Annotated in this window: 17 protein-coding genes and 1 tRNA gene; 9 read left to right on the forward strand and 9 right to left on the reverse strand. The window is 60.0% G+C overall.

Annotated elements, in window-relative coordinates:
• Positions 1–112: 112 nt before the first annotated feature.
• Entirely contained in the window at positions 113–1189 is a 1077-nt protein-coding gene (locus AC24GY_RS19610; RefSeq protein ID WP_487686581.1) for a sugar kinase, read from the reverse strand.
• 84 nt (positions 1190–1273) lie between these two features.
• On the opposite strand from AC24GY_RS19610, the gene AC24GY_RS19615 reads away from it, so the two are divergent.
• From AC24GY_RS19615 to AC24GY_RS19625, 3 genes are all read left to right on the forward strand, one after another.
• Positions 1274–1873, forward strand: a complete 600-nt coding sequence (locus AC24GY_RS19615) for an acyloxyacyl hydrolase (protein WP_487686582.1) — start codon at positions 1274–1276, stop codon at positions 1871–1873.
• 55 nt (positions 1874–1928) lie between these two features.
• Positions 1929–3158: a serine hydrolase domain-containing protein gene (locus AC24GY_RS19620; protein WP_487686583.1), complete on the forward strand. Its 1230-nt coding sequence runs from the start codon at positions 1929–1931 to the stop codon at positions 3156–3158.
• A 259-nt stretch (positions 3159–3417) separates the two neighbouring features.
• Positions 3418–6135 carry a DUF6797 domain-containing protein gene (locus AC24GY_RS19625; protein ID WP_487686584.1) on the forward strand — a complete coding sequence of 906 codons (2718 nt, stop codon included), beginning with the start codon at positions 3418–3420 and terminating at the stop codon, positions 6133–6135.
• A 132-nt stretch (positions 6136–6267) separates the two neighbouring features.
• On the opposite strand, the gene ruvA is transcribed toward AC24GY_RS19625, so the two are convergent.
• On the reverse strand, positions 6268–6873 hold the full coding sequence (ruvA, locus tag AC24GY_RS19630) for a Holliday junction branch migration protein RuvA (RefSeq protein WP_487686585.1): 606 nt from the start codon (positions 6871–6873) through the stop codon (positions 6268–6270).
• Positions 6874–7728: 855 nt separating this feature from the next.
• Positions 7729–9567 (reverse strand): molecular chaperone HtpG, encoded by a 1839-nt coding sequence (htpG, locus tag AC24GY_RS19635; RefSeq protein ID WP_487686586.1) that lies wholly within the window; start codon positions 9565–9567, stop codon positions 7729–7731.
• Positions 9568–9711: 144 nt separating this feature from the next.
• On the opposite strand from htpG, the gene AC24GY_RS19640 reads away from it, so the two are divergent.
• Together AC24GY_RS19640 and AC24GY_RS19645 are read left to right on the forward strand one after the other, a co-directional pair.
• Positions 9712–10239, forward strand: a complete 528-nt coding sequence (locus AC24GY_RS19640; protein ID WP_422315080.1) for a YidB family protein — start codon at positions 9712–9714, stop codon at positions 10237–10239.
• Between the two features lie 40 nt (positions 10240–10279).
• Entirely contained in the window at positions 10280–11470 is a 1191-nt protein-coding gene (locus tag AC24GY_RS19645) for an ABC transporter permease (protein WP_487686587.1), read from the forward strand.
• A 253-nt stretch (positions 11471–11723) separates the two neighbouring features.
• On the opposite strand, the gene AC24GY_RS19650 is transcribed toward AC24GY_RS19645, so the two are convergent.
• The 3 genes from AC24GY_RS19650 to AC24GY_RS19660 form a co-directional block, all read right to left on the reverse strand.
• A complete protein-coding gene (locus AC24GY_RS19650) occupies positions 11724–13505 on the reverse strand; it encodes an ABC transporter ATP-binding protein (RefSeq protein WP_487686588.1) in 1782 nt (593 codons plus the stop codon).
• Positions 13506–13517: 12 nt separating this feature from the next.
• The gene (locus tag AC24GY_RS19655) at positions 13518–15701 is read right to left on the reverse strand and encodes an SGNH/GDSL hydrolase family protein (RefSeq protein WP_487686589.1); all 2184 of its coding nucleotides are present in this window, start codon (positions 15699–15701) and stop codon (positions 13518–13520) included.
• A gap of 144 nt (positions 15702–15845) precedes the next feature.
• Entirely contained in the window at positions 15846–16355 is a 510-nt protein-coding gene (locus tag AC24GY_RS19660; protein WP_487686590.1) for a hypothetical protein, read from the reverse strand.
• Between the two features lie 139 nt (positions 16356–16494).
• On the opposite strand from AC24GY_RS19660, the gene AC24GY_RS19665 reads away from it, so the two are divergent.
• A complete protein-coding gene (locus AC24GY_RS19665; protein WP_487686591.1) occupies positions 16495–17610 on the forward strand; it encodes a zinc-binding dehydrogenase in 1116 nt (371 codons plus the stop codon).
• 200 nt (positions 17611–17810) lie between these two features.
• Here AC24GY_RS19665 and AC24GY_RS19670 read toward each other — a convergent pair whose 3' ends face one another.
• The gene (locus tag AC24GY_RS19670; RefSeq protein WP_487686592.1) at positions 17811–19319 is read right to left on the reverse strand and encodes a N,N-dimethylformamidase beta subunit family domain-containing protein; all 1509 of its coding nucleotides are present in this window, start codon (positions 19317–19319) and stop codon (positions 17811–17813) included.
• Positions 19320–19414: 95 nt separating this feature from the next.
• Between AC24GY_RS19670 and AC24GY_RS19675 the strand changes: the two genes are divergently transcribed.
• From AC24GY_RS19675 to AC24GY_RS19685, 3 genes are all read left to right on the forward strand, one after another.
• Complete coding sequence (locus tag AC24GY_RS19675; protein WP_487686593.1) at positions 19415–20779, forward strand: DUF1501 domain-containing protein; 1365 nt, start codon at positions 19415–19417, stop codon at positions 20777–20779.
• 28 nt (positions 20780–20807) lie between these two features.
• Complete coding sequence (locus AC24GY_RS19680) at positions 20808–21098, forward strand: GIY-YIG nuclease family protein (protein ID WP_487686594.1); 291 nt, start codon at positions 20808–20810, stop codon at positions 21096–21098.
• Between the two features lie 78 nt (positions 21099–21176).
• Positions 21177–21524 carry a hypothetical protein gene (locus tag AC24GY_RS19685; RefSeq protein ID WP_300195954.1) on the forward strand — a complete coding sequence of 116 codons (348 nt, stop codon included), beginning with the start codon at positions 21177–21179 and terminating at the stop codon, positions 21522–21524.
• Between the two features lie 90 nt (positions 21525–21614).
• On the opposite strand, the gene AC24GY_RS19690 is transcribed toward AC24GY_RS19685, so the two are convergent.
• Both AC24GY_RS19690 and AC24GY_RS19695 read right to left on the reverse strand, forming a co-directional pair.
• A tRNA-Gln gene (locus tag AC24GY_RS19690) sits at positions 21615–21688 on the reverse strand.
• Between the two features lie 63 nt (positions 21689–21751).
• Complete coding sequence (locus tag AC24GY_RS19695; protein ID WP_487686595.1) at positions 21752–23098, reverse strand: alanine/glycine:cation symporter family protein; 1347 nt, start codon at positions 23096–23098, stop codon at positions 21752–21754.
• Positions 23099–23195: the final 97 nt, after the last annotated feature.

The following is a 23195-nucleotide window of genomic DNA, read 5'->3' on the forward strand; positions in this document are numbered from 1 at the left end:
CAGTCGGCGGCGGGGAGGATTGTAAACTGAGAACTGAAAACTGAGAATTTCAAATTGGCCGGAGGTGGAGCCGTGGTGTCAGACAGATACCCAGCGAATGATCACACTTTCATCAGCGCTGCACTTTGGCGTCTCCGCCTTCGGCGAGTTTTTGGACTTCGGGGAAGGTGGCCATGCTGGTGTCTCCGGGGGTGGTCATGGCGAGGGCGCCGTGGGCAGCGCCGTAGTCGACGGCTTTTTGGGCATCGTTTTCCACGAGGAGACCGTGGATGAGGCCAGCGACGAAGCTGTCGCCCGCGCCGATGCGGTCGAGGATGTCAAAGCGGGGGTAGTTGCGGCTGCGGTGGAAGCTGCCTTTGTGCCAGCAGAGAGCGCCCCAGTCATTGACGTTGGCGGTGTGCACGCGGCGGAGAGTGGCGGCGATGGTGTGAAGATTTGGATACTGCGCGGCGAGCTTTAACATCATGGGGCGCAGCTTGGCGTCTTCGGCGGCGAAGATGTCGGTGGGATCCGTGGGAGTGGTGGAGGAGACGGGAGGCTCATCGCTGAGGACGCCGATCATGACATTGACGTAGGGGGCGAGCTGACGGTTCAGCGCCTGCGACCCGGCGAAGCCGCCGCGCTCCTGCCAGAGGGAGGGGCGGTAGTTGAGATCGTAGCTGACGGTGACGCCGTGTTTTTTGGCGGCTTCGCAGGCCTGGATGGTGATCTCGGCGGTGGATTCGGAGAGGCCGGCGAAGATGCCGCCGGTGTGCAGCCATTTGCAGCCGAGGGTGCCGAAGAGGTGATCGAAATCGAAGTCGCCGGGCTTGATCTGTGAGGCGGCGCTGTGACCGCGATCGACGCTGCCCTTGGCACCGCGCACGCCGAAGCCGCGCTCGGTGAAGTTGATGGGATTGCGGACGCGCTTGCCCATGCCGTCATAGGGCACCCATTTGATGAGGGAGGTGTCCACGCCGCCCTGGAGGATGAGGTCTTCAATGAGGCGGCCGATTTCGTTGTCGGCAAAGGCGGTCAGAATTCCAGAGCGGAGGCCGAAGCAGCGGCGGGCGCCGCGGGCCACATTGTACTCGCCGCCGCCCTCCCAGGCGGTGAACTGGCGTGAGGTGCGCACGCGTCCCTCACCGGGATCGAGGCGCAGGAGGACTTCACCGAGGGAGAGGAGATCGTAGGCAGGTTGAGCGGGCATGGAGGGGCTAGATATGAAGCGCGACGGGGCAGTGGCAAATAACTCCTCGCTGGAAAATGTGTCGGGAAGGGCTTAGATTTAAGGATGATTCGATTTCTTTCCTGCCTTGCCTGCGCGCTGATGGTCTCTACAACGGGCTTCTCCAAGACCCCTATGATACCTGTGGAGCTCAAACCTTGGGACAAAGGTGCCATTGAATTTGAGACGGGCATGCTGTGGAAGGTCGGCGGAGACACCACCTTTAACTATCGCATCATCCCGTTCATCGTTTCCTGGCGCACGCCGGAGTGGTTTGGATTTCATTTTCGCAATGGCTCCGCCCTGGTTGTGAGGCAGAAGTTTTCAGCGATGGCAAATTACATCGAGACGGGGTCTGAGAACCGCTACCTCGGGCTGTCCGGTGGTGGTGTCATCGAATGGTGGAACCCGAGCGCGACGTGGAATGTCTTTGGCTCTGCAGGTGGCGGGGTGGGCTGGATTGATGCGCAGAGTGCGCCCGGCGGCCAGGGGCAGGACTTTACTTTGAACTGGTACAGCCAGCTCGGCATCTCGCACACGCTTACGGAAAAGTGGTCTGTGAATGCGAGTGCGATGTTTCAGCATATGTCCAACGGAGGGCAGACGGATCCGAATCCGGGGCTGAATGCGCTGGGTGTCCTGATTGGTGTGCGCAGGAGTTTTTGAGCGAGGGCAAAATGAAGCTGGCCAGATGACGCGGGGCATTTCATGGTGATGGACCATGAGCTTTCGACTTCTGACCGCACTCGTTTTCGCCACTGCCGCGCTGCAGGCTGCTGATGTTTATTTCCCGCCGCCGGACAGTGAAGGCGGCTGGCGCGAGGCGAAGGGTGAGAAGGAATGCCACGAGCTGGGGGGCATGGATCTGGTGAAGCTGGAGCCGGCGTATGTGATGACGGAGCGCTCCACGGGAAACGGGGGCCTCGTGGTGGTGCACAAGGGGTATCTGGTATTCGAGAAGTACTTCGGTCGTGCGAGCCGCAACAGCAATCCGGACATGGCCTCCACGGGGAAGGCTTTTTGCAGCATCGCGTGCGGGATCATGCTGAATGAGTTCAAGGACAAGATCCCCGAGGGGCTGGACACGAAGGTCTTCACTGAGAAGTATCTGCCGGAGGCTTTTCCGCTGAATGATCCGCGCAAGGCGGAGATCACGCTGGGGCAGCTGCTATGCATGACCGGCGGCTACTGGGGTGAAGGGCAGACGCCGACGGGGTATGTGAAAGGTGATCCGAAAGCGCAGCAGCTGAAACCGGTGCCGGGGCAGAACATCAAGGATCTGGACAAGTCATCGCTCAATGTGCCGCTGTGGACGAATCCGGGGGCCGGGTATTCGTATTCATCCCCTTCCCCGCACATCGCGAGCATCGTGCTGCGCCATGTGACTGGCATGGAGCTGAAGGATTACATTGATGCGCGGCTGGCGAAGCCGCAGGGCTGGGGTGCGTGGGACTACTGCCTGCACCGGGGTGACTACGTGATGCCGCACGCGAATGGCGCGGGCAGCACGGCGCTGCATGCGACGGATGCAGTGCGCATGGGCTACTGCCTGGCGCATGGTGGTAAGTGGAAGGACCAGCAACTTGTGCCGGCGGATTACATCAAGAAGTGCCAGACGTGGAGCCCGTACAATCCGCACACGCCGTTCTCGCTGCAGTTTGAGCACAACGCGGACGGGCATGTGGCGGGTGCGCCGAAAGATGCGTTTTGGAAATCGGGCGCGGGTGGTTTTTGTCTCTATGTGGTGCCGTCGCTGGATCTGGTGATTTACAAGCTGGGTGGCAAGGACGGGCAGTATGACCCGACGCTGACGCGGATCCCGCAGCCGGAGCAGAAGCATGATCGCGACAACTGGCAGCCGATTCCGGGAAATGCGTTTATGGAAGGCAGCGGTGCCGCTTCGCTGAACCGGGTGCTAGAGATGGTGTGTGCGGCGGTGAGGATTGAGTAGACGGAGGGATGGCGGAGAGCTCCAGTTGCGGCGCAACTGGGCTGCTTTGCTGGCGCTGTTGTCGGTCGGTTTGTGGTTAGGCCTAGGTGATGGGAACTGTGTGAGCGCTGGTCGACGGGCAGGAACCGGAGCGCAGCGCAGATAGCCAGCCGCAGGCTGCCCGCAGGGCGAACGCAGTGAGGCGGCAATGCCCATCGTACTTTTGGCAGGGCGTACATGATTGACAGATCGGGCGCGCGGCGCCTGTTCTGTGCTTCCCATGAAGTTTTGCTCGTTCCTCGCATTCCTGTCTCTTGCCACCTGCTCGCTCGCTGCGGACAAACCTGCGAAGCCCAAGGCAGTGGAGGCTCCGACCACGCCTTCGCCGTGGGGGGATTTTGTGGAGAAGGATTTTCCGTTTTTTAGCAGTGTGCTGGATGCGCGCGAGGTGGGTGAGGGTTTTCCGAAGGACAATCTGACGCCGCGGGGGATCGTTTTGAATCTGGGGCACAATCTGTGGGCGTGCTTTGACACGGATTTGCTGCGCATCGCGTGCATCTGGGAGGGCGAGGCTGGGAAGCCGCCGGTGAGTGCGGACGCGCTGGCTCCGGGGTCCTACCATGTGGCGGGACAGAAGACGAAGGACGGGCAGGAGTATCTGCCGAAGCCGATTGGCAAGGTGTGGCTGGCGAACGGGATTTATCCTGGGTGGCAGGTGGGGGAGAAGCCGAGCTTTGTGGATCCGCGTGAGCCGACAGCGAGTCCGGAGGAGGTGGGGAGAGGACCGGTGGCAAACGCGCAGTTCAAGGACATCCATTTCTCCTACACGCACATGACTGAGGAAGGGAAGACAGGAAGTTGGTTTCTAGATTATTTGATCGACGGCACACCCGTTTCAGAAAGAATTGGATCTGGTGTGGTGCTTGGGGAAATCCAAAGTCTAAGTCTAACCCGTTCCATTCGTGTCGCGCCTCATAAAAGCGAGCTTTTGGTGATTGGCGGCACCTGCCTTCCCTCAAATCACCTGACAGCAATCAAGCCGACGCCTCCTGGAGGTGATCGACACGAGACTTTGGAAATGCAAAACTCTGAAGGAGTTCAATGGCTGCGTTTGCCCCCATCAGACAAGCCATTTGAGATTATTATCGATCTCAATTTCACCCCAAACAGTTCAGAAAGCTTCGGCGGAGGAGGAACCATTAATGAACCTTTTTCTCTACACAGTTTGCCTTTGCAGTCCCCAAAAGCAACCCTCTCCACCAAACCGGACGCTTATGTCATCGATGAGATTCCCCTGCCTTTGGACAATCCGTGGAAGAGGAATGTGAGGCTGGCGGATGTGGCGTTTTTGAACGACCAGGGGGATGCGGCGGGAGTGACGTTTGATGGGGATGTGTGGCTGATCTCGGGACTGAAGGGGGATTTGGAGAAGGTGACGTGGAAGAGGTTTGCGAGCGGGCTGCATGAGCCGATGAGCCTTGTGGTGCGCGGTAGCGACATCCTCGTTTTTGATCGGAATGGGATTTGGAAGCTGGTGGACACGAATGGGGACCAGGAGTGCGACCGATATGAGATGTTCTGCAATCTCTTTGCGCAGACGGCGGAGACGCGGGAGTTTCCGAATTCGATGAAGCTGGGGCCGAAGGGGGAGCTGTATATTTCGAAGGGCGGGCAGGAGGGGACGACTTATGGGAAGCATAATGGGACGGTGATCAAGATCGCGGCGGATGGGAAGTCGATGGAGGTGATTGGGTATGGTCTGCGGCAGCCGTTCATTGGGGTGAACCCGAAGACGGGGCTGGTGACGGCGAGTGACCAGCAGGGCAACTATGTGCCGTCCACGCCGCTGCACATTATTTCGGATCATCACTTCTACGGACATCTGCCGACGATCGCGCCGAAGGAGAAGTATCCGGAGACGATCACGGAGCCGCTGACGTGGCTGCCGCACCCGGTGAATCCGAGCGGGGTGACGCAGACGTGGCTCATCGGCGCGAAGATGGGACCGGTGAATGGGGAACTGATCCACATCGGCTACAACCGGCCGGAGCTGTTCCGCGTGCTGATGAACTCGCATTTTGAAAAGCCGCAGGCGGCGGTGGTGAGCTTTAACCGGAACTTTGATTTCCCGACGCTGAATGCGGTGGTGAATCCGGCGGACGGGCAGCTCTATGTGGTGGGCTTCCAGGTGTGGGGCACGGTGGTGAAAAAGATCAGCGGCTTTGCGCGAGTGCGCTACACGGACAAGCCGCGGGTGCTGCTCAAGGAAGTGACGCCGACGGACAAGGGGCTGCTGCTGAAGTTCAATGCGAAGCTGGATGCGAAGCTGGCGACTGATCCGGACAGCTTCAATGCTGAGCGCTGGAACTACAAACGCACCTTTGATTATGGTTCGCCGCATTTGAAGCTGGATGGCAGCAGCGGGCAGGAATGGATGACGGCGAGCAGCGCTTACCTGAGCAAGGATGAGATGAGCGTGCTGGTGGGCTTTCCTGACATGAAGGCGGGTGTGCACCAGATGCGCATCGGCTGGGGGCTGAAGAGCGTGGACGGTGACAAGGCGGAGAACACGGCGTACTTTTCTCCGTGGGAGCTCATGAAGTTTGATGCGAAGAAGGAAGGCTTTGATGAGAATCTGAAGGTGGATCTGACGCCGCGCAAAGCGGCAGCAGTGGCCACGGTGAAGGCTACGGCGGAGGAAGGCGAGCGGCTGTATCAGATGTATGGCTGCATGGCGTGCCACAGCACGGATGGGACGCTGGTGGGCAAGGTGGGGCCAAGCTGGAAGGGATTGTTTGGCAGCGAGCGCGAGATTGCCAAGGGGCAGAAGGGCAAGTTTAAAGCGGATGAGGCGTATCTGCGTGAGTCGATCACGAATCCGAGTGCGAAGGTCGTGAAGGGGTTTGAAAAGTTTGATACGGGGATGCCGATCTACAATGGCATTCTCAATGACTCGCAGATTGAGAGTCTGATTTTGTATATCAAGAGTTTGAAGTGACCCCAGGGTGGCGAGGTGCCCATCTCCAATGGTGACGGGGCCTCCTAACCCCGTCTGCATTTCAAGGATTGGAGCGCGCTACACGGTCCGATCTTCAGAAAAGACGGGGTCGGGAGACCCCGTCACCTTGATTTAGTTCATGCTGCGGAGGGCTTCGCGGATGAGTTTGTCGGCGGTGTCCATGCCGGGGTTTTTGGCGAGGTCGTTGACGGCTTTGATGGCTTCGGATTGTTTGTAGCCGAGGGCGATGAGGCCGAGGACGGCGTCGGTTTGGGCTTCCTGTTTGGGGTCGTGGGCGCCTTTGGCGGTGCGAGAGGCCTGCCAGGCATCGACGACACCGACTTTGTCCTTGAGTTCGAGTACGATGCGTTCGGCGGTCTTGCCGCCGACGCCTTTGATGCGGGAGAGGGCCTTTACATCGCCGCTGATGACGGCGTCTTTGAAGGCGGCGACGGGCATGCCGCTGAGGACGCTGAGGGCCATCTTGGGGCCGATGCCGGAGACGCGGTCCATGAGGAGGCGGAAGAGATCGCGCTCGTCTGAAGTGATGAAGCCGAAGAGGGTGTGGTCGCGGTCGGTGACGTGGTAGTGGGTGAGGAGCTGCACTTTTTCACCGGGCTGCGGGAGTTTGTCGAAGGTGGTGAGGGGGATGAGGACGAGGTAGCCCACGCCGTTGACGTCAATGGTGGCGCGGTGCGGGAGGGCTTCGGCGAGGAGGCCGCGAAGGAAAGCGATCATGCGGGCATGAAGGCGGAAGGGCGCGAAGGTGCAAGCGGAGGTTTGCTACGGGGGTGATTATGGCGTTTTTTTTGGAAGACAGAGGCGCGGAATTTTCACCACAAAGGCACGATGAACACCGAGGTTTGAAAAAACAGAGGCGCAGGCAGTTCTGTGTTCATCGCACCTATGCGGATGTTTCAGCGCAATCCAAAAGAGTCGTGAGCATGACACATGACATTTGGAGTGCGGCACGCGAAGCTGCCGCTTTCGAGCCTCACTTGGTGTGCGTGAGATCGCTTGGCTAGCGGACGATCACAGGCTCCCGCTTTCGAGCATTCCATGGCACGTGCGAGCCATCAGGCATGTCGAAAGCGGTGGCTGCGTTCGTTCCTCACTTCGCAACCGCAGTCCGAATAGGAGCTGCGGTTGCGCGATGAGGTGATGAGTTTGGCGACCACTGCTTTTCTGCGCGCATGATTATGGTGTTTTTTTGGAAGACAGAGGCGCGGAATTTTTACCGCAGAGGCACGATGAACACAGAGGTTTGAAAAAACAGAGGCGCAGGCAGTTCTGTGTTCATCGCACCTATGCGGATGTTTCGGCGCAATCCAAAAGGATCTTGAGCATGACACAAGGCATTTGGAGTGCGGATGCGATTAGCTGCTGCTTTCGACCGTGACATGGTGTGCGTGAGATCGCTTGGCTAGCGGACGATCACAGGCTCCCGCTTTCGAGCATTCCATGGCACGTGCGAGCCATCAGGCATGTCGAAAGCGGTAGCTGCGTTCGTTCCTCACTGCGCAACCGCAGTCCAAATAGGAGCTGCGGCTGCGCGACGAGGTGATGAGTTTGGCGGCGGGCTGACGACCTCTTTTATGCGGAGAGCTTTTCCATAAGCTTCTGGGTGCGCTCGATGATGCGCTGGGGCTCGTCGAGGAGGCCGGCGGAGAGGAGGGCGTTGTCCAGGATTTGCTCGGTGATGAGGCCGGCGGTTTCGGGGTCCTTCTCGCGGAGGGCGGAGAGATTGCGGACGAGCTGATGGCGCGGATTGATTTCGAAGATGACCTTCGAGCCGGGCATGTCGCCGTCTTTGCCCATGGCCTTCATCATCTGGCGGATCTGCGGGCTCATCTCGCCTTCGGGGGTGAGGACGAGGGCGGGGCTGCCGACGAGGCGCTTGCCGGTGCGGACGGTTTCGACCTGGGTGGCGAGGCGTTCTTTGATCCAGTCGCAGAGGGAGGTGGCGTCTGCTTCGGGGAGGGCTTCGCCTTCGCTGGTGTCGTCACCAAGATCGATGTCGGGGGCGTTGACGGACTTGAGGTCTTTGTCTTCGAACTTGCTGAGGCTGGAGATGACGTACTCGTCGATGTGCTCAAACATGTAGAGGACTTCAAAGCCCTTGGCCTTGAAGGCGGCGACGTAGGGGCCGCTTTCGATGGTGCTGCGGGAGGTGGAAACCTGGTAGTAGATCTCCTTCTGGTCTTCCTTCATGCGCTTCACGTACTCGGTGAGGCTGACGGTCTCGCCGGGCTCAGTCATGCTGGATTCAAAGCGGAGGAGCTTGGCGATGGCGTCGCGATTGGTGTGATCGGTGGCGATGCCTTCCTTGAAGAAGCGGCTGAAGCTGGAGTAGAACTCGTTGTACTTCTTCGGATCTTCGACGGCTTCTTTGTCGAGATGCTTGAGGAGGCGCTTGGCGACGACGTCACCGAGCTTGCGGACGAGAGCGCTGTCCTGCATGGACTCGCGGGAGATGTTCAGCGGCAGGTCTTCGCTGTCGATGACGCCGCGAACGAAGCGCATCCATTCGGGGAGGAGCTTTTTGGGCTTTGGATCGATGAGGACTTTTTTGCAGTAGAGGCCGACGTTGGGCTCCATCTGGCCCATTCCGTAGGCTTCCATGTTCTGCGTGGGGGTGAAGAGCAGCGCATTGATGGCGATGGGGGACTCGGCCTGGAAATGGAGGCGGTAGCTGGGGTCATCAAAGGCGTGAGCGGCGAAGCGGTAGAACTCGGTGTACTGCTCTTCGGTGATGCTGTCCTTGGACTTGAGCCAGAGGGCTTCAACGGTGTTCACTCGCTCGGTGTCGAGGATGACGGGGAAGGTGACGAAGTTGGAGTATTTCTCCAGGATCTGCTTCACACGGTGTTTCGTGGCGAACTCGGCGGCGTCTTCCTTGAGGTGCAGCACGATTTTGCAGCCACGGGCTTCTTCGGTGGATTCGTCGATGGTGTAGCTGGTGCTGCCATCGCTGGTCCAGACGAGGTGCTCGCCGTCATTGCGCCAGGAGTGGGTGTGGACTTCGACTTTGTCGGCGACCATGAAGGCGGAGTAGAAGCCGACGCCGAACTGGCCGATGAGGGAGGCGTCGTTTTGTTTGCCGGCGTTCTTCAGAGCAGCGGCAAAGGCCTTGGAGCCGGAGTGGGCGATGGTGCCGAGGTTTTCGACGAGCTCTGCGCGGGTCATGCCGATGCCGTGATCAGCTATGGTGAGGGTGCGGGCGGCTTCATCGGTGGTGATGGTGACTTCCAGCGCGGCGGAGGGGTCGAAGACCTCTTTTTCCGTGAGCTGGGTGAGGCGCATCTTTTCCATCGCATCGGCAGCGTTGGAGACGAGCTCGCGAATGAAGATCTCGCGGTCGGTGTAGAGGCTGTGGATGACGATATCGAGGACTTGTTTGACTTCGGCCTGGAATTCGTGGGTCTGGCTCATGGTTGTGTGGTTTTTCGTGGGTTTGGGGGCGGAGAGAGTAGCGGATGGGGGTGGGAGGTCAAGTGTGCTACGCTCCCATTGGCACGTGGTGAAGAGGGGGCATGAGGAATTGAAAACTGGGAACTGAAAACTGAGAATTGCAAATTGGCCGGATGCCAGAAGACGACCGAGGGGCGAAAGGACGCATGGAGCAGCCTTGACTTTGGAATCCCCTCCCCCACAATCGCCGCTCTTATGGGACTCTTTGATTCACTCGCCAAAAACGCGCTGGGCAGCATGCTCGGCGGCTCTGCCAAAATGGACCCCGCAGCGATGCTGTCCGGTCTGCTGAATGAAGCGGGTGGCTTGAACGGCATGATGGCCCAGTTTGAGAAAGCGGGCCTGACTGAGATTTTTGCCTCCTGGGTCGGAACGGGAACGAACCTGCCGATCAATGCCGAGCAGATGAAGGCCGCGGTGGGAGAAGAAAACCTGCAGGCGCTTGCTGGCAAAGTGGGCATGCATGTGCACACGGTGCAGCCGCTGCTGACGCAGTTCCTGCCGCAGATCATCGACAAACTGACGCCGCAGGGCCACATTCACGACAACAACCCCAGCGGCAGCCAGATTCAAAGCGTGCTGACCAGTGTGATCAGCAGCGGACTCGGCGGATTGTTTGGCGGAGGGCGCTGATGGCTGCGCCACGGCGCGAATCCCACACGTAACACCTGCCATGCTCCGCCTTGCCCTGAAAATGCTGTTTGGTGACACGGCCAAGTACCTGATGCTGGTGGCAGGTCTCGCGGTGGCGACGTTTTTGATGGCGCAGCAGACGGCGGTGTTCTGCGGGCTGATGAACTGGACGAAGTCGACGCTGAAAAACGTCCCGGCACCGATCTGGGTGGTGGAGGAAAAAGTGGAGCAGGTGAATGAGACGAATCCGCTGCTGGACACGGATGTGGCACGCGTGCGCAGTGTGGCCAGCGTGGCGTGGGCTGCGCCGATCTATTCGGGCATCCAGCGGGTGCGGCTGGAGAACGGGAACTTCAAGATGATCCAGCTCATCGGCATTGATGCCAACACGCTGGCGGGAGCACCGGCGAAGATGCTGGAGGGCAACCTGATGAAACTGAGGCTGCCGCATTCGGTGATCATCGATGATCTGGGGGTGACGCGACTGGCACGCAAACGCGGGGAAAAGGTGAAGGTGGGCGATGTGTTTGAGCTCAATGACCAGGAGGCACGGGTGGTGGGCATCGCGGATGCAGCGACGTCTTTCACTGGCGGTCCGTATGTGTGGACGACGTATGAGCGGGCGCTGCAATATGTGCCTGCCCAGCGCAAGATGCTGCAGGCGGTGATCTGCGCGCCACGCGAGGGCGTGAGCCTGGACCAGGCGGTGGCGGACATTCAGCGCGAAACAGGGCTGAAGGCGTTTGTGAACCGTGAAGCGGGCTTTGGCGAATTCTGGGAGCAGCGTGGCGGAGAAAAGACGGACAACTTCAATGTCTCGACGGTGTGGTGGTATGTGAAGAACACCGGTATTCCGATTTCCTTTGGCACCACGGTCATCATCGGCCTGCTGGTGGGGATGGCGGTGAGCTGCCAGACGTTTTACTCGTTTGTGCTGGAGAACATGCGGCATCTGGGTGCGCTGAAGGCGATGGGTGCTTCCAATGGCACGCTGTGCCTGATGCTGATTGCGCAGGCGTTTACGGTGGGCCTCATTGGGTACGGCATCGGGCTGTTCTTCACGTCCGGCTTCGCGATGGCGGCGCTGAAGAACGAGCAGCCGCCTTTTTACATGCCGGAGTTTGTGCCGTTTGCCGTGCTGGGCGTGGTGCTGATGATTTGCACGCTGGCGGCGCTGATGGGGATCTGGCGCGTGAGCAAGCTGGAGCCGGCGATGGTGTTCAGGAGTTGAGGAGGATCTGGAGCAGGGAGTGGTGGGGAGATGAGCGCTGGCATCGCTACGCGATGCATGGATGTGAGGCGAGATGGCTCTGTAAACAAGGGGTGTCGCTGCGCTCAACCCCTTGCTACTGGCTGGGATGGCTACGCCAGCAGGAAGCATTGAAGGCAATGCCTTCAATGCGCTGACGAGCGTGGGGAGCTTGAGAGTCTGGGATGATTGGAAAGCGCTGGCCGACAGGCAGGAGTGCCTGTCGTACTTCAGGCTATTCGAGCTGCAGCTTGGCGAGGGAGCCGTAGAGGCTGCCGGGCTTGGCGACGAGTTCGTCGTGGGTGCCGCGTTCGAGGATGGCGCCGCTGGACATGACGAGGATCTGATCGCAGCGGCGGACGGTGCTGAGGCGATGGGCGATGATGATGCTGGTGCGGTTTTCCATCAGCTTGTCGAGGGCGTCCTGCACGAGGCGTTCGCTTTCGGCATCGAGGCTGCTGGTGGCTTCGTCGAGGATCAGAATGGCCGGATCTGCGAGAATGGCGCGGGCAATGGCGATGCGCTGGCGCTGGCCGCCGGAAAGCTGGGTGCCGCGGTCTCCGACGAGGGTCTGATAACCTTCGGTGAGGCTGACGATGAAATCGTGAGCGTTGGCTTTTTTCGCGGCGCTGATGATCTCCTCCTCGGTGGCCTCAGGCTTGCCGTAGGCGATGTTTTCTTTGATGCTGCCGCCAAACAGAAGCACTTCCTGCGGCACGAGGGCGAGATTGCGGCGGAGCGTGGTGAGGGACATGTCGCGAATCGGCTGGCCGTCGATGCGGATTTCGCCGGTGGTCGGATCGTAGAAGCGGAAGAGCAGTGACACGCTGGTGGATTTGCCGGAGCCGCTGGGACCGACGAGGGCGATGCGCTGGCCTGCCTTGGCCTGCAGATTGAAATCCCGCAGAACGATGGCTTCCGGACGTGTGGGATAGGCAAAGCTGACATCGTGCATGTCGATCTCGCCTTTGAAGCGCAGCTTCGAGGCTCCGACGGTGTCGTCCGGTTCGGTTTGATCTCGCAGGATTTCACGCACGCGCTCGGTGGCGCCGAGTGAGCGCTGGAGCTGGGTGATCAGTTCTGGGAACTGCACGAAGGAGGCTGCGATCATGCCGCTGAGGCCGGCGAACTGGGTCAACTCCTCCTTGCCGATGCCGCCGTCGTTCAGCATGCGCATGGCGAACCAGGTCACGAGGATCAAGGCCACGCTGAAGGCGAAGATGATGAAGGCGATGAACGAGGCCCGAGGCACGGCAGCACGCAGCACGGTGCGCAGGTATTCACTGAGATTTTTTTCATAGCGCGCGAGTTCATAGGCCTCGTTACGGAAGGCCTTCACGCTGACGATGCTCTGGAGGCTCTCATCCACCACGACCTGGGAGGAGGCGAGGTTGTCCTGCGCGCGCTTGGTCAGCTTGCGGATGCGCGAGCCGAAGATGGCGATCATCACGATCACCACGGGGATGGTGCCCACCATGAACAGCGACAGCTTGACCGACATATTGAGGATCAGCACCAGACAGAGTGAGAGCATCACGGTATGGCGGATCAGCATTGGAATCGTGACGACCAGCGTTTCGCGCATGGCCTCGACATCGTTGGCAAGGCGGGAAGCGAGTTCACCGACACGGCGCTGATTCAGCGTGGCCATGGGCAGACGGATGATGCGGCTGAAGGTGTCGAGGCGCAGGGCGGCCAGCGCACGCTCGGAGGCCTTGGCAAAGAGCAGGATGCGAAAGAACGCGATGAACGCCTGCACTGCCACGATGGACACCAGAAACCAGACACTGTGATTCAATTCAGCCATCCACTCCGGTCCATGGGCACCACCGATCCCCCGCCCAGCCACGGCGGCGAGCTCCTTGATAAAAATGATCGTCATGCCGCCCGTGATCGCCAGCGCGATGAGCGCCGGAATGAAGACGTTGTAATGCGGACGCAGGTAGGTCAGGAAAAAGCCAGCGTCTTTCCACGCTGCACGGTCCCACAATTTTTTACTCGCTCGTTCTTCAGCCATGTTTGTTTTCTTCTACTCCACGCGCACCGTCCAGCGCTGCGTTGGTTTATCGGTCAATTCCAAGACGCTCAGACTTTCTGCATCATCCCCCTGCCGCCTGCTGCGGGTGAGGAAATAGCCACGGCCGCCCCCATTGAAGCGGACGTTCAGGCCCAGCTGGCTGTTGCCATTCCCCAAAGCCCATTCGTGGCGGTAGAGATAGCTTTTCGGCAGGGTGATGGTGAGCCTGCGGCCACCGCCTGCGGAGCTGGTGAGTGTCGCGTGGATTTCTTTCGGTTCGAACACCGCAGCATAACCGCTGCCAAAGGCCCAAGGTGCGATGGGATCGACCGTCGCATCGCCATCGGCCGCTTTGCCGGTGATGCGCAGTGCAGCCGTGGCCCCTGGAGTTTGTCTTTCGCCGTAGCTGCGAGCGTCGAGGTTCAGCAGCAGTTCAAAGGCCTTGCCGGAAGAGTCGTCCATAAGACTGACACCGGTGAGATCAAGGGTGAGGAAGAGCTTCATGCTGTCGGCATCCGCCCGCAGAGTCACGGCACTCTCCTGGGCATCTGCCGCAGTGAGGGGCACCGATTCTTTGAGGCCCATGTTGCGGGTGATTTCAATGTCGCGGTCGAAAATCTGTCTCACGCCATTGGAGTTCAGCGCCAGCTTCAGCGGCAGCACACGGCGCAGAGGCAGGCGCCCATCGGCTGGCAGCGGCAGAGCCAGCTTGAGAACCTCCGAACCGTCGGCTTCCAGAGCGATCTTGCCTTCCTGAGATTTACCGCCCCAGTTCGACTCCCAGGATGCCGAGAGACTGGATCCGGTGCTGTTTTCGATTTCGAGTTCGGGCGAAAACTCCGCTTCTTGATTGAAGGCCGCGCGCGCGTTCCAAGTGATGCTGAAAGGACGCAGAGGCACCACGATGTCCTCGATGCGCGACTGTTTGCCCGCGATCACGAGCACGGGCAGGCGCATTTCGCCATCGGTCAGCGGCAGATGGCGGGTGTCGGTGATGGCGTAGGTCAACTTCACCGTCTGTTTAGCGCCAGCAGCCAGCTGGATTTCGGGATTCGTGTCCTTGGGTTTCAACCCGGCGGGGACGAGGGGCAGCAAAGTCATGGCCAGGGGTTCGCGACGGGTGTTGGCCAGTTCAAACTCCAGCTTAAGCTGGCCCTGCCCCGCCAGCGTTGCCTTGGCGGCGCTGATCTTCCATGGGACACCGGGTGCGCCCTGCATCACATCCTGAAACAAGATGCGGCCCATCTCCGCGTGCATGCCGGTCGTTGGCGTCATCACTCCTTGGGAGGGGAGGAGATTGAGAAGGCTTTGATACTCCTGCATCAGCGCGGGGAAGATTTGATCCGCCCCTTTGGTGCCGGGAGGTGTCTGCAGCAGGCGGGACAAATCGCCAAGGTCTGAGAAAATGACATCCGCCCTGGCACTGGCTTCACGCAGCACGCTGGAGGGGCCGCGCGTGAGTGCCAGACTGGCCTCCTCAGGATCTGCCGCCTGCGGAATGGGTCCGGCGACGATGACTTCGAGACGTTTGCCGCGTGCGGTGTCCAGCAGACTGCGAAACGCGACCGCCACATCTGTGGCAGAGACTCCAGCCAGCCCGTCTTCCAAGCCCTGCGCCACCAGCACGACATCCGGCTGGCCTTGAAAGCCAACCGTGGACAGGGCCGAGGCCGCCGAGATGATGCTGGAGGTTTGCACCGGCTGGATCAAAATCTCAGGACCCAAGATCTTGGATTCCTTGTCGCGCAATTTGCCGCCAGGCCGCACCACGCGCACGCCGCCAGTGTAGTAAAACTGGGCCGCGAGCTTTTTAGCGAACACGCCTGCAAAGCTTTTTAGCACCGGGTCCACGCCGGGTTCGGCCTTGGCACCATCGAGGATCGCATCCCCCAACACCACGATCTCCACACGCTCACGCCGGGTGAGTTTCAGCAGGGTCTGCGGGAGAAACTTCCGCCAGCGATCCCGCTGCACGGGAGTGAGATCAAAATAGGTCTGCGGCAAAACGACCGGTGTGGGCAGCTTTTCTTCAACGGCGCGCGCCGCCGCCTGCAGCGCCGGAAGGTCCGGCACAGTTTCAGCAGCAGGCGCAGGAGCCGCCGGAGCGGGGGCAGACGGAGCCTGCGCCCGGAGACCGGTCACGCCCAGCAGCGCCAGAGCGCCGAGGTGGAAGAATGTCTTGCGGTTGGAAAACATGCGGACGCTATCTCAGCGAGACCGGCGATGCCTGCAACCGGGGAGTGGAGGGATGAATGAACTGCCAGTGCGCAGTCGCAGGCATGGCAGGCAGCCGTTTGGCACCTGATTTTCCACCACCGACAGCTCTTCAAATGCGACCTGTTACTTCGCCAAGCCTTGGAGCGACTTCATGAAGGCGGCAAATTTTTCGTTCTGCTCTTTCGGCATCGTGGCGGGATTATCCAGGACGAAATTTGCCAGGACGGAGCGCTCCTTGCCAGCCTTGAAGAGCACCATGTTGATCACCACCGGGCTGCCATCAGAGGTCGCGGTGTAAGTGACGACATAGCCCGTCAGGCCGTCTGCGGTTTGCTCCTTCGCAGCTTCCACCAGCTTGGGGTTTTCGAATTCCTTGATCATGTCAGGCACCAGGGTCTCGATCATCTCAACTGAGGCCGCCACAGGCAGTTCGACGATGTTCACGGCGATCCGCTCATCGTCGGAAGTGATGGCGACGTCTCCATCCTTGGGGTCCACTTCAGTGGTCCACTTGGCAGGAACCTCGTATTTAAGAATGGGATCTTTGGCAGGATAAGTTTTCTCATCCGCTGCAGACGCCGGAAGAAGGGAGAGGGTGAAGAGACCGGCGATCAGGCAGAGGGTATGTTTCATTAAGTTAGGGAATAAGTTTAAGCCATCGGGCTTAGTCTCCAGCTTCGGGCACCGTCAGGTCAAAGCAAGCTCTACCGGCGCAGGTTAACTCCCCCAACGAATCGCTTGCCCGCACGCCTGAATGCTCTCTCATCCTGCCATGTCCACCCTCGCCCCAGCCGCCGTTTTGTATGAAGCCAAGCAACCCTTGCGCATCGAAGAGGTGCGTGTTCTTCCTCCGCAGCAGGGTGAAGTGACGGTGCGAATGAAGGCAGCAGGCGTGTGCCACAGCGACCTGCATGTGATGAAGGGTGACCTGTCCATGCCGATGCCGATCATCCTCGGGCATGAGGGCAGCGGTGTGATTGAAGCCGTGGGTGAAGGTGTTACTTCAGTGGAGGTTGGCGATCATGTGATCCTGGTCTGGCGCGGCTCCTGCGGGAAATGCGAATACTGCAGCAGCGGACGCCCTGCGCTGTGTGACATGGGCACGGCGATGCGATTTACAGGGCTGATGCCGGATGGCACGACACGCTTTCAGAACTCCGCGGGCGAGAGCATCCGGCATTACGCGGGGGTTTCGGCCTTCTCTTCGCTGGCGACGATGCCGCAGGCTTCGGTGGTGAAGATTCCGAAGGAGTTTTCGTTTGAGAAAGCGGCGCTCATTGGCTGCGGGGTCATCACGGGCGTGGGTGCGGTGGAGCGTGCGGCAAAGGTGCAGCCGAACAGCACGGTGGCGGTGATCGGCTGCGGCGGGATCGGTTTGAACATCGTGCAGGGGGCGCGGATGGCGGGAGCGCGGCAGATCATTGCAGTGGATAAATTCAGCCGGAAGGAAGGCGATGCGCGGCAGTTTGGTGCGACGGATTATGTGGACATCAATGCGGGTGATCCGGTGCAGGCAATCAAGGACCTGACGGAGGGCAAGGGCGTGGACTATGCGTTTGAGGCGTTCGGTTCCGGGAAGACTGCCGAGCAGGCATTTGATGCGACGAAGAAGGGCGGCATGTGCGTGATGGTGGGCATCACCAGCGCGGCGGATCGGGCGTCCATCAATGTGAACCAGCTGGTGTATGCAGAGAAAACGCTGCGTGGGAGCCTGTATGGGAGCACGCAGCCGCGCACGGATTTGCTGCTGCTGATTGGCATGCATCAGTCCGGGCGGCTGATGCTGGATGAGCTGGTGACGAAGCGGTATCCGCTGGAAGGGATCAATGAAGCGTATGATGCGCTGCAGAGAGGCGAGGTGGCGCGGAGTTTGATTGTGTTTGAGTGAGGTTTCGGAGTGCGGCGGCGAGAGCTGCCACTTTCGAATGTCTCGCGGCACGTGCGTGCTGACCGGCCTGCGACCATCACCTGCGGTTGGTGCCGGATGTTTCATCGCATGCGCGTACTGAGAGCCCTGCGAAAGCGGTAGCTTCGTTCGAGCCTCACTGCGCAACCGCAGTCCAAAAAGGAGCGCGCGTCGTTGCGTCGTTATCCAATCGCCCGCTTCAGTGCATTCTTTGTGATGCGCTGCACGCGCTCATCGGGCCCGTGGGGGCGGGAGAAGTGGCTCCAGGGGATCATGTGGCCGGGGGGATCGCTGAGGCCCTGGGACCAGAAGATGGTGGTGGCGTTGAAGACGATGTTTTTCTTCGGGCCTTCGAAGAGGGTGGCGGCGTATTTGCCGAGGCGGACGCCACTGGCCCAAACGTTGCCTTCAGCGACGACTTCGAGGCCGGGGCGGGCGGTGTCGGGGTCGCCGTGGAATTCCCAACCGACGAGGCCGGGGATGCTGTCGCCCCGCTTCATGCCGGTGCCTTCGAAGAGCCAGTGATCGGGCTTGGCGCAGGTCCAGTCGCCACCGCCATTGAAGGGGACGATGGTGCGTGCACCGATGATGTCCCGCTCATCCGGGCCGGGGTTTTCGAAAGGGCCGAGGACTTTGGAATAGGCCTCTTTTTCTTCCTCGCGGAATTCACCGTAGCAGGTTTCGCGGGTGAGGCGGCGGTTGGCAGTGCCCTTTGCATTCGGGGTGAAGGGCGTAACCATGTAAACGTCATTGGCGGAGAGCCATAGGACGCTGAGGCCGTCGGCGATGGCCTGCTTGACGTTGGTGTACTGGCGCATGTCCCAGTATTCGTCGTGACCGATGCTGATCATGGTTTTGACGCGGGCGAGATTGGCGGGGTTGAGGTTGTCCACGTTCGAACAGTAGGTGACGTCGTAACCTTCCTTTTCGAGCCAGTAGCAGAGGGGGTATTCCCACAGCAGGAATTCGCCGCTGCCCATGCTCTGAGGGTTGTCGAAGATCTGGACGTATTTGCCGTAAGGGCGGTCAAAGCTCACGCTGACACCGGGGGCATGGGCGGCGCGAGGATCGGTGTAGAGGGATTCATTGACGGGCCAGCGATTGTAGGCCTGCCAGGTGTTGTCGCTGCATTGGAAGAGGATGTCGGCGGGGCGGTCGTCAGTGACGATGAAGATGATGTAGCTCTGCCAGTAGGGCTTGTCGGCGGCTTCTGGAACGGTGGAGAGTCTCCCGAGATAGACGCCGCTGGGCCAGTCGGCGGGGATGGTGAGGGTGGTGGAGGCTTCCCACTGGCATTCGCGGAGGCGTTTGTCGGCCATCTCGGGCACGGGCTGCACCTTGCCCTCAAAGGGGCCAAGGGTGGTCATCAGGCGTGAGCCTGCGCCGTCGTAGTAGCCCATGCGGAAGACGTCGATGGTGAATTTTGCGACTGGCTTGGTACTGACGAAGATGTCGAGCTTTTCACCGGCCTTGACCGACTGGCGGGAGCAGTAGCCTTCGATGAGCGAGGTGCGGTAGGACTTGGCGCCATCCGGCCGCATGCGGGTGAGCTGGAAGCTTGCGCCGGGTTTGGCGTTTTCGGTTTTGATCAGATCAGGCTGACGTTTCGCAGCAGGTGCGGAAAATACTTTGCGTGCACCCGTCATGGCTGCGACGGCGCTGGTGGTTTTGATGAAGTCTCGGCGATCCATGAGAGTAATACGAGAGCGCGGCGGCGGGTATAGCAGGCGACGCAAATAACTTCGCATTCGCAAGATCTTCTTCCTGGCCCCGTAGGTTGTGAATCGTGAGCACTTCCGTTCCAGAGATTCGCCTTTCGCGACGCAGCTTCCTTCATGCCGGTGGCGTGGGAATGCTTGGCATGGGGCTGAACCAGCTCGCGGCGCTGGGTGCGTCAGTCAACAAGAGCAGCATCGGGCTGGGCAAGGCCAAGTCGGTGATCATGATCTTCAATGGCGGTGCGCCGAGCCATATCGACCTTTGGGATCCCAAGCCGGACGGGCCGGTGGAGATTCGCGGCGAATTCAAAACGATCCGCACGAACGTTCCCGGCATTCATGTGACGGAGCTGCTGCCGCAGATGGCAAAACGCATGGACAAGCTGGCAGTGATCCGCTCCGTGCATCATGGGCATAGCAGTCACAATGGCGGCATGCACTGGGCCACCACGGGGCGGCCCTATCGGGTGGACAGCACGCTGATCACGCCCAGCCCTACGGATCTGCCCGGAGTAGGCACGCTTGTCGGCTGGCTGGCGCAGCGGGATGGCTTCAGCAAGGGAGTGCCGCCGTATGTCATCACGCCGTTTCCACACTGCGACAGCAAGGTGTACCTGACACCGGGCCAGTTTGGCGGCTGCCTGGGCACGCGCTTTGATCCCTATGTGCTGGACGATGATCCGAACGCCGCTGCGTTTCGAGTAAGGAACATGGGGCTGGATGCCAGCCTGACCCCTGCACGTTTTCAAGAGCGCCTGGCGCTGCTGAATCAAATGAGCGCCGCCGCACGCCCCATCGCCTCAACTCAGACGGCCCAGATGGACATTTTCAATGAACAGGCCACGGCAATGCTGCAGTCTGGCAAGGCTGCGAACGCCTTTGATCTGACCAAGGAGCCGGACAAGGTGCGCGAGCGCTATGGCCGGCACAGCTGGGGGCAGTCTCACCTGCTGGCGCGTCGTCTGGTGGAATCCGGCACACGGTTTGTCACGACGGTGAACGGCCCCTCCATCACGTGGGACACCCACAAGGACAACTTCAACGGGCTCAAGAACCGGCTGGTGCCGCCGATGGAGCAGGCCTACTCCGCGCTGCTGGACGATCTGGAAGAACGCGGCCTGCTGGAAAGCACGCTGGTCGTCTGGATGGGGGAGTTTGGCCGCACGCCGAAGATCAACACCGACGCCGGCCGTGATCACTGGCCGGGCTGCTACAGCGTCGTGCTCGCCGGAGGCGGGGTGCGCGGCGGCCAGGTCATCGGGAGTTCGGATGCCAGCGGGGCTTATCCCAAAGATCGTCCGATCACACCGGCCGACATTCATGCCAGCATCTACTCGGCGCTGGGATACGACTACCGCGAGATCAGCTACACCTCGGCGGATGGGCGGCCTGTGGCCTTGACAGAAGGTTCGACGATCAGCGAGCTGTTTTGATTTCCTGCCGCACCGGCTATGATGCGCCGTGCCGACGAAAAAGAAAAAGCCCGCCGCCAAAGCCAAGCCTGCCAAGAAAAAGTGGCAGCTCTATGTGCTGCTGTGCAAAGACGGGACGCTGTACTGCGGGATCACCAATGATCTGGAGCGCCGCATTTCCCAGCACAATGCCGGCAAGGGAGCGCGCTACACGCGTGGCCGCGGGCCGGTGAGTCTGGTGCGCTCCTGGCCGCAGAAGAGCAAATCAGCAGCCTTAAGAGCTGAATTTTCTTTCAAAAAACTTAGTCGATGCGCGAAAGATGCGTATCTAGCGGCATGATGCGCATTTACGCAGGAGAAATGTGACATTTGCGAAGGGTTTCCGAGACAGCGAGCCTTTTTTGTGGTACAGGGAAAGATGGTCACCACAAAAGCAGTCACGAAAAAAGCGCCTTTCTCCCGCCGGGTAGTTGATCACGTCACCGATGAACTGGTGAACGTACTTTCTACCGGTGAAACCTTCGAGTTTAAAGCCCTGTTTTCGAAAGTCTTTGAAGGATTGAAGCTGAAGAATGCGGTGAGCGGCGGCGAAGAGATGCTGCGCCTCCGTTCGTATGAAAAGATCCTCAAGCTGACCAACTGCGGTCTGGTGAAGAAGGTGGGCAAGACCTACCGCGCCCTCGAAGGCATCGAAAGCGCCTCCAGCGCGCATCGCCTGGCCCGCCTAGATTCCGCGATCCTTGCAGCCGCCCAGGCCAAAGCCTGAGTTGTTGATCCCTTGTTTTAACGAAACGGCACGCTGCGTCCTTGAGATGCACGTGCCGTTTTCTTTTGTCTATCCTGCCTGTGGCAGGAGTGGTTGCCTCACAAGGATTCGAACCTTGAATAACAGATTCAGAATCTGCTGTGTTACCATTACACCATGAGGCAGTGAGTGGCGGGCGGAGAGAATAGAGGCACCCGACGTTCTTGCAAGTGCGAGGGCAGATTTTTTCAACCCCGTCCGGTCAATTCTTTTTTGTGGGCCTTGGTTTCGGCCACGATCACCCCGCTGAGGCAGATCAGGCAGATCAAGTTTGGAATGGCCATGAGGCCGTTGGCGGCGTCTGCGAAGTCCCAGACAGCCTGGGCTGGCTGCACGGAGCCAAACAGAACGGCCAGCACCCAGAGAAGACGGTAGGGCTTCACCGCGCGCGTGCCGAAGAGGTACTCTGCGGCCTTCTCGCCGTAGTAACCCCAGCCGAGAATGGTGGAGAAAACGAATGTCATAAGGCCGAAGAGCAGAAAGATGGGGCCGACTGCGTGCAGATCCCCAAACGCTGCGCTGGTGAGAGCCCCTTTGGGCAGCCCGTCTTTCCAGTGACCGCTGCTGACAATGACCAGACCGGTCATGAGGCAGACCACGACGGTGTCCCAAAAGGTGGCGGTGCTGCTGACAAGCGCCTGCCGGACGGGATTGCGAGTCTGAGCCGCCGCAGCCACGATGGGGGCGCTGCCCAACCCGGATTCGTTTGAGAACAAACCGCGGGCGATCCCCGCCTGCGCCACCTGCTTCAAAGTGGCTCCGATAAAACCACCGACAGCGGCCTGACCGCTCCATGCCCCATTCCAGATGTCTGCAAAAGCCTGCGGCAGAGCGGCATAGTTTTTGATCAGCACCAGCAAACAGCCAAAGACATAGCCGACGGCCATGATGGGCACGAGAAGCTCACAGACTTTGGCGATGCTCTTCACGCCGCCCAGCACCACGGCGGCAGTCAGCACGGCCATCACACTGCCAGCCACCCAGCGCAGCACGACATCGGAGTCGGGTTTGATATGCTCACGGAGAAGCTCCACGATGCTGTTGGCTTGGGTCATGTTGCCGATGCCAAAGGCGGCGATGCAGGTGAAGATGGCGAACAGGACACCGAGCCACTTCTGCTTCAGACCGCGCTCCAGCGCATACATGGGGCCACCGGCCATGCTGCCGTCTGGCATGGTGATGCGATATTTCACGGCCAGCACGGCTTCGGCGTATTTCGTGGCGATGCCGAAAACGCCCGTCAGCCACATCCACAGCACGGCACCGGGACCGCCCATGGTGATGGCGCCGGCCACGCCGACGATGTTGCCGGTGCCGATGGTGGCCGCGAGGGCGGTCATCAGCGCGCCGAACTGGGACACATCCCCCTCCCCTTCTTTTTCACGCGAAAAGGAAATCCTGATCGCCTGCGGCAGGAAGCGCTGGATGAAGCCAGTGCGCACGGTCAGAAACAAATGAGTGCCAAACAGCAAAATGATGAGGGGCAGCCCCCAGACAAAACCGGAGAGGTCGGAAGCAATTTTGGCAAAGTCCATAAAGCCTTCTAGGGGGGAAGATGTCTTCCGCCAAGCAGAAACGATGCCCTAGGCGCATTTCTCCTCTTCGAAGACGTTTTTTGGGGGAGGCGACATT

Source organism: Prosthecobacter sp. Pr1 (assembly GCF_057652315.1).

Excerpts from the sequence above, each read along its gene's own strand:
- AC24GY_RS19610 (WP_487686581.1), bottom strand. The coding sequence starts at position 1,189 with ATGCCCGCTCAACCTGCCTACGATCTCCTCTCCCTCGGTGAAGTCCTC.
- AC24GY_RS19615 (WP_487686582.1), top strand. The coding sequence starts at position 1,274 with ATGATTCGATTTCTTTCCTGCCTTGCCTGCGCGCTGATGGTCTCTACA.
- AC24GY_RS19620 (WP_487686583.1), top strand. The coding sequence starts at position 1,929 with ATGAGCTTTCGACTTCTGACCGCACTCGTTTTCGCCACTGCCGCGCTG.
- AC24GY_RS19625 (WP_487686584.1), top strand. The coding sequence starts at position 3,418 with ATGAAGTTTTGCTCGTTCCTCGCATTCCTGTCTCTTGCCACCTGCTCG.
- ruvA (WP_487686585.1), bottom strand. The coding sequence starts at position 6,873 with ATGATCGCTTTCCTTCGCGGCCTCCTCGCCGAAGCCCTCCCGCACCGC.
- htpG (WP_487686586.1), bottom strand. The coding sequence starts at position 9,567 with ATGAGCCAGACCCACGAATTCCAGGCCGAAGTCAAACAAGTCCTCGAT.
- AC24GY_RS19645 (WP_487686587.1), top strand. The coding sequence starts at position 10,280 with ATGCTCCGCCTTGCCCTGAAAATGCTGTTTGGTGACACGGCCAAGTAC.
- AC24GY_RS19650 (WP_487686588.1), bottom strand. The coding sequence starts at position 13,505 with ATGGCTGAAGAACGAGCGAGTAAAAAATTGTGGGACCGTGCAGCGTGG.
- AC24GY_RS19655 (WP_487686589.1), bottom strand. The coding sequence starts at position 15,701 with ATGTTTTCCAACCGCAAGACATTCTTCCACCTCGGCGCTCTGGCGCTG.
- AC24GY_RS19660 (WP_487686590.1), bottom strand. The coding sequence starts at position 16,355 with ATGAAACATACCCTCTGCCTGATCGCCGGTCTCTTCACCCTCTCCCTT.
- AC24GY_RS19665 (WP_487686591.1), top strand. The coding sequence starts at position 16,495 with ATGTCCACCCTCGCCCCAGCCGCCGTTTTGTATGAAGCCAAGCAACCC.
- AC24GY_RS19670 (WP_487686592.1), bottom strand. The coding sequence starts at position 19,319 with ATGGATCGCCGAGACTTCATCAAAACCACCAGCGCCGTCGCAGCCATG.
- AC24GY_RS19685 (WP_300195954.1), top strand. The coding sequence starts at position 21,177 with ATGGTCACCACAAAAGCAGTCACGAAAAAAGCGCCTTTCTCCCGCCGG.
- AC24GY_RS19695 (WP_487686595.1), bottom strand. The coding sequence starts at position 23,098 with ATGGACTTTGCCAAAATTGCTTCCGACCTCTCCGGTTTTGTCTGGGGG.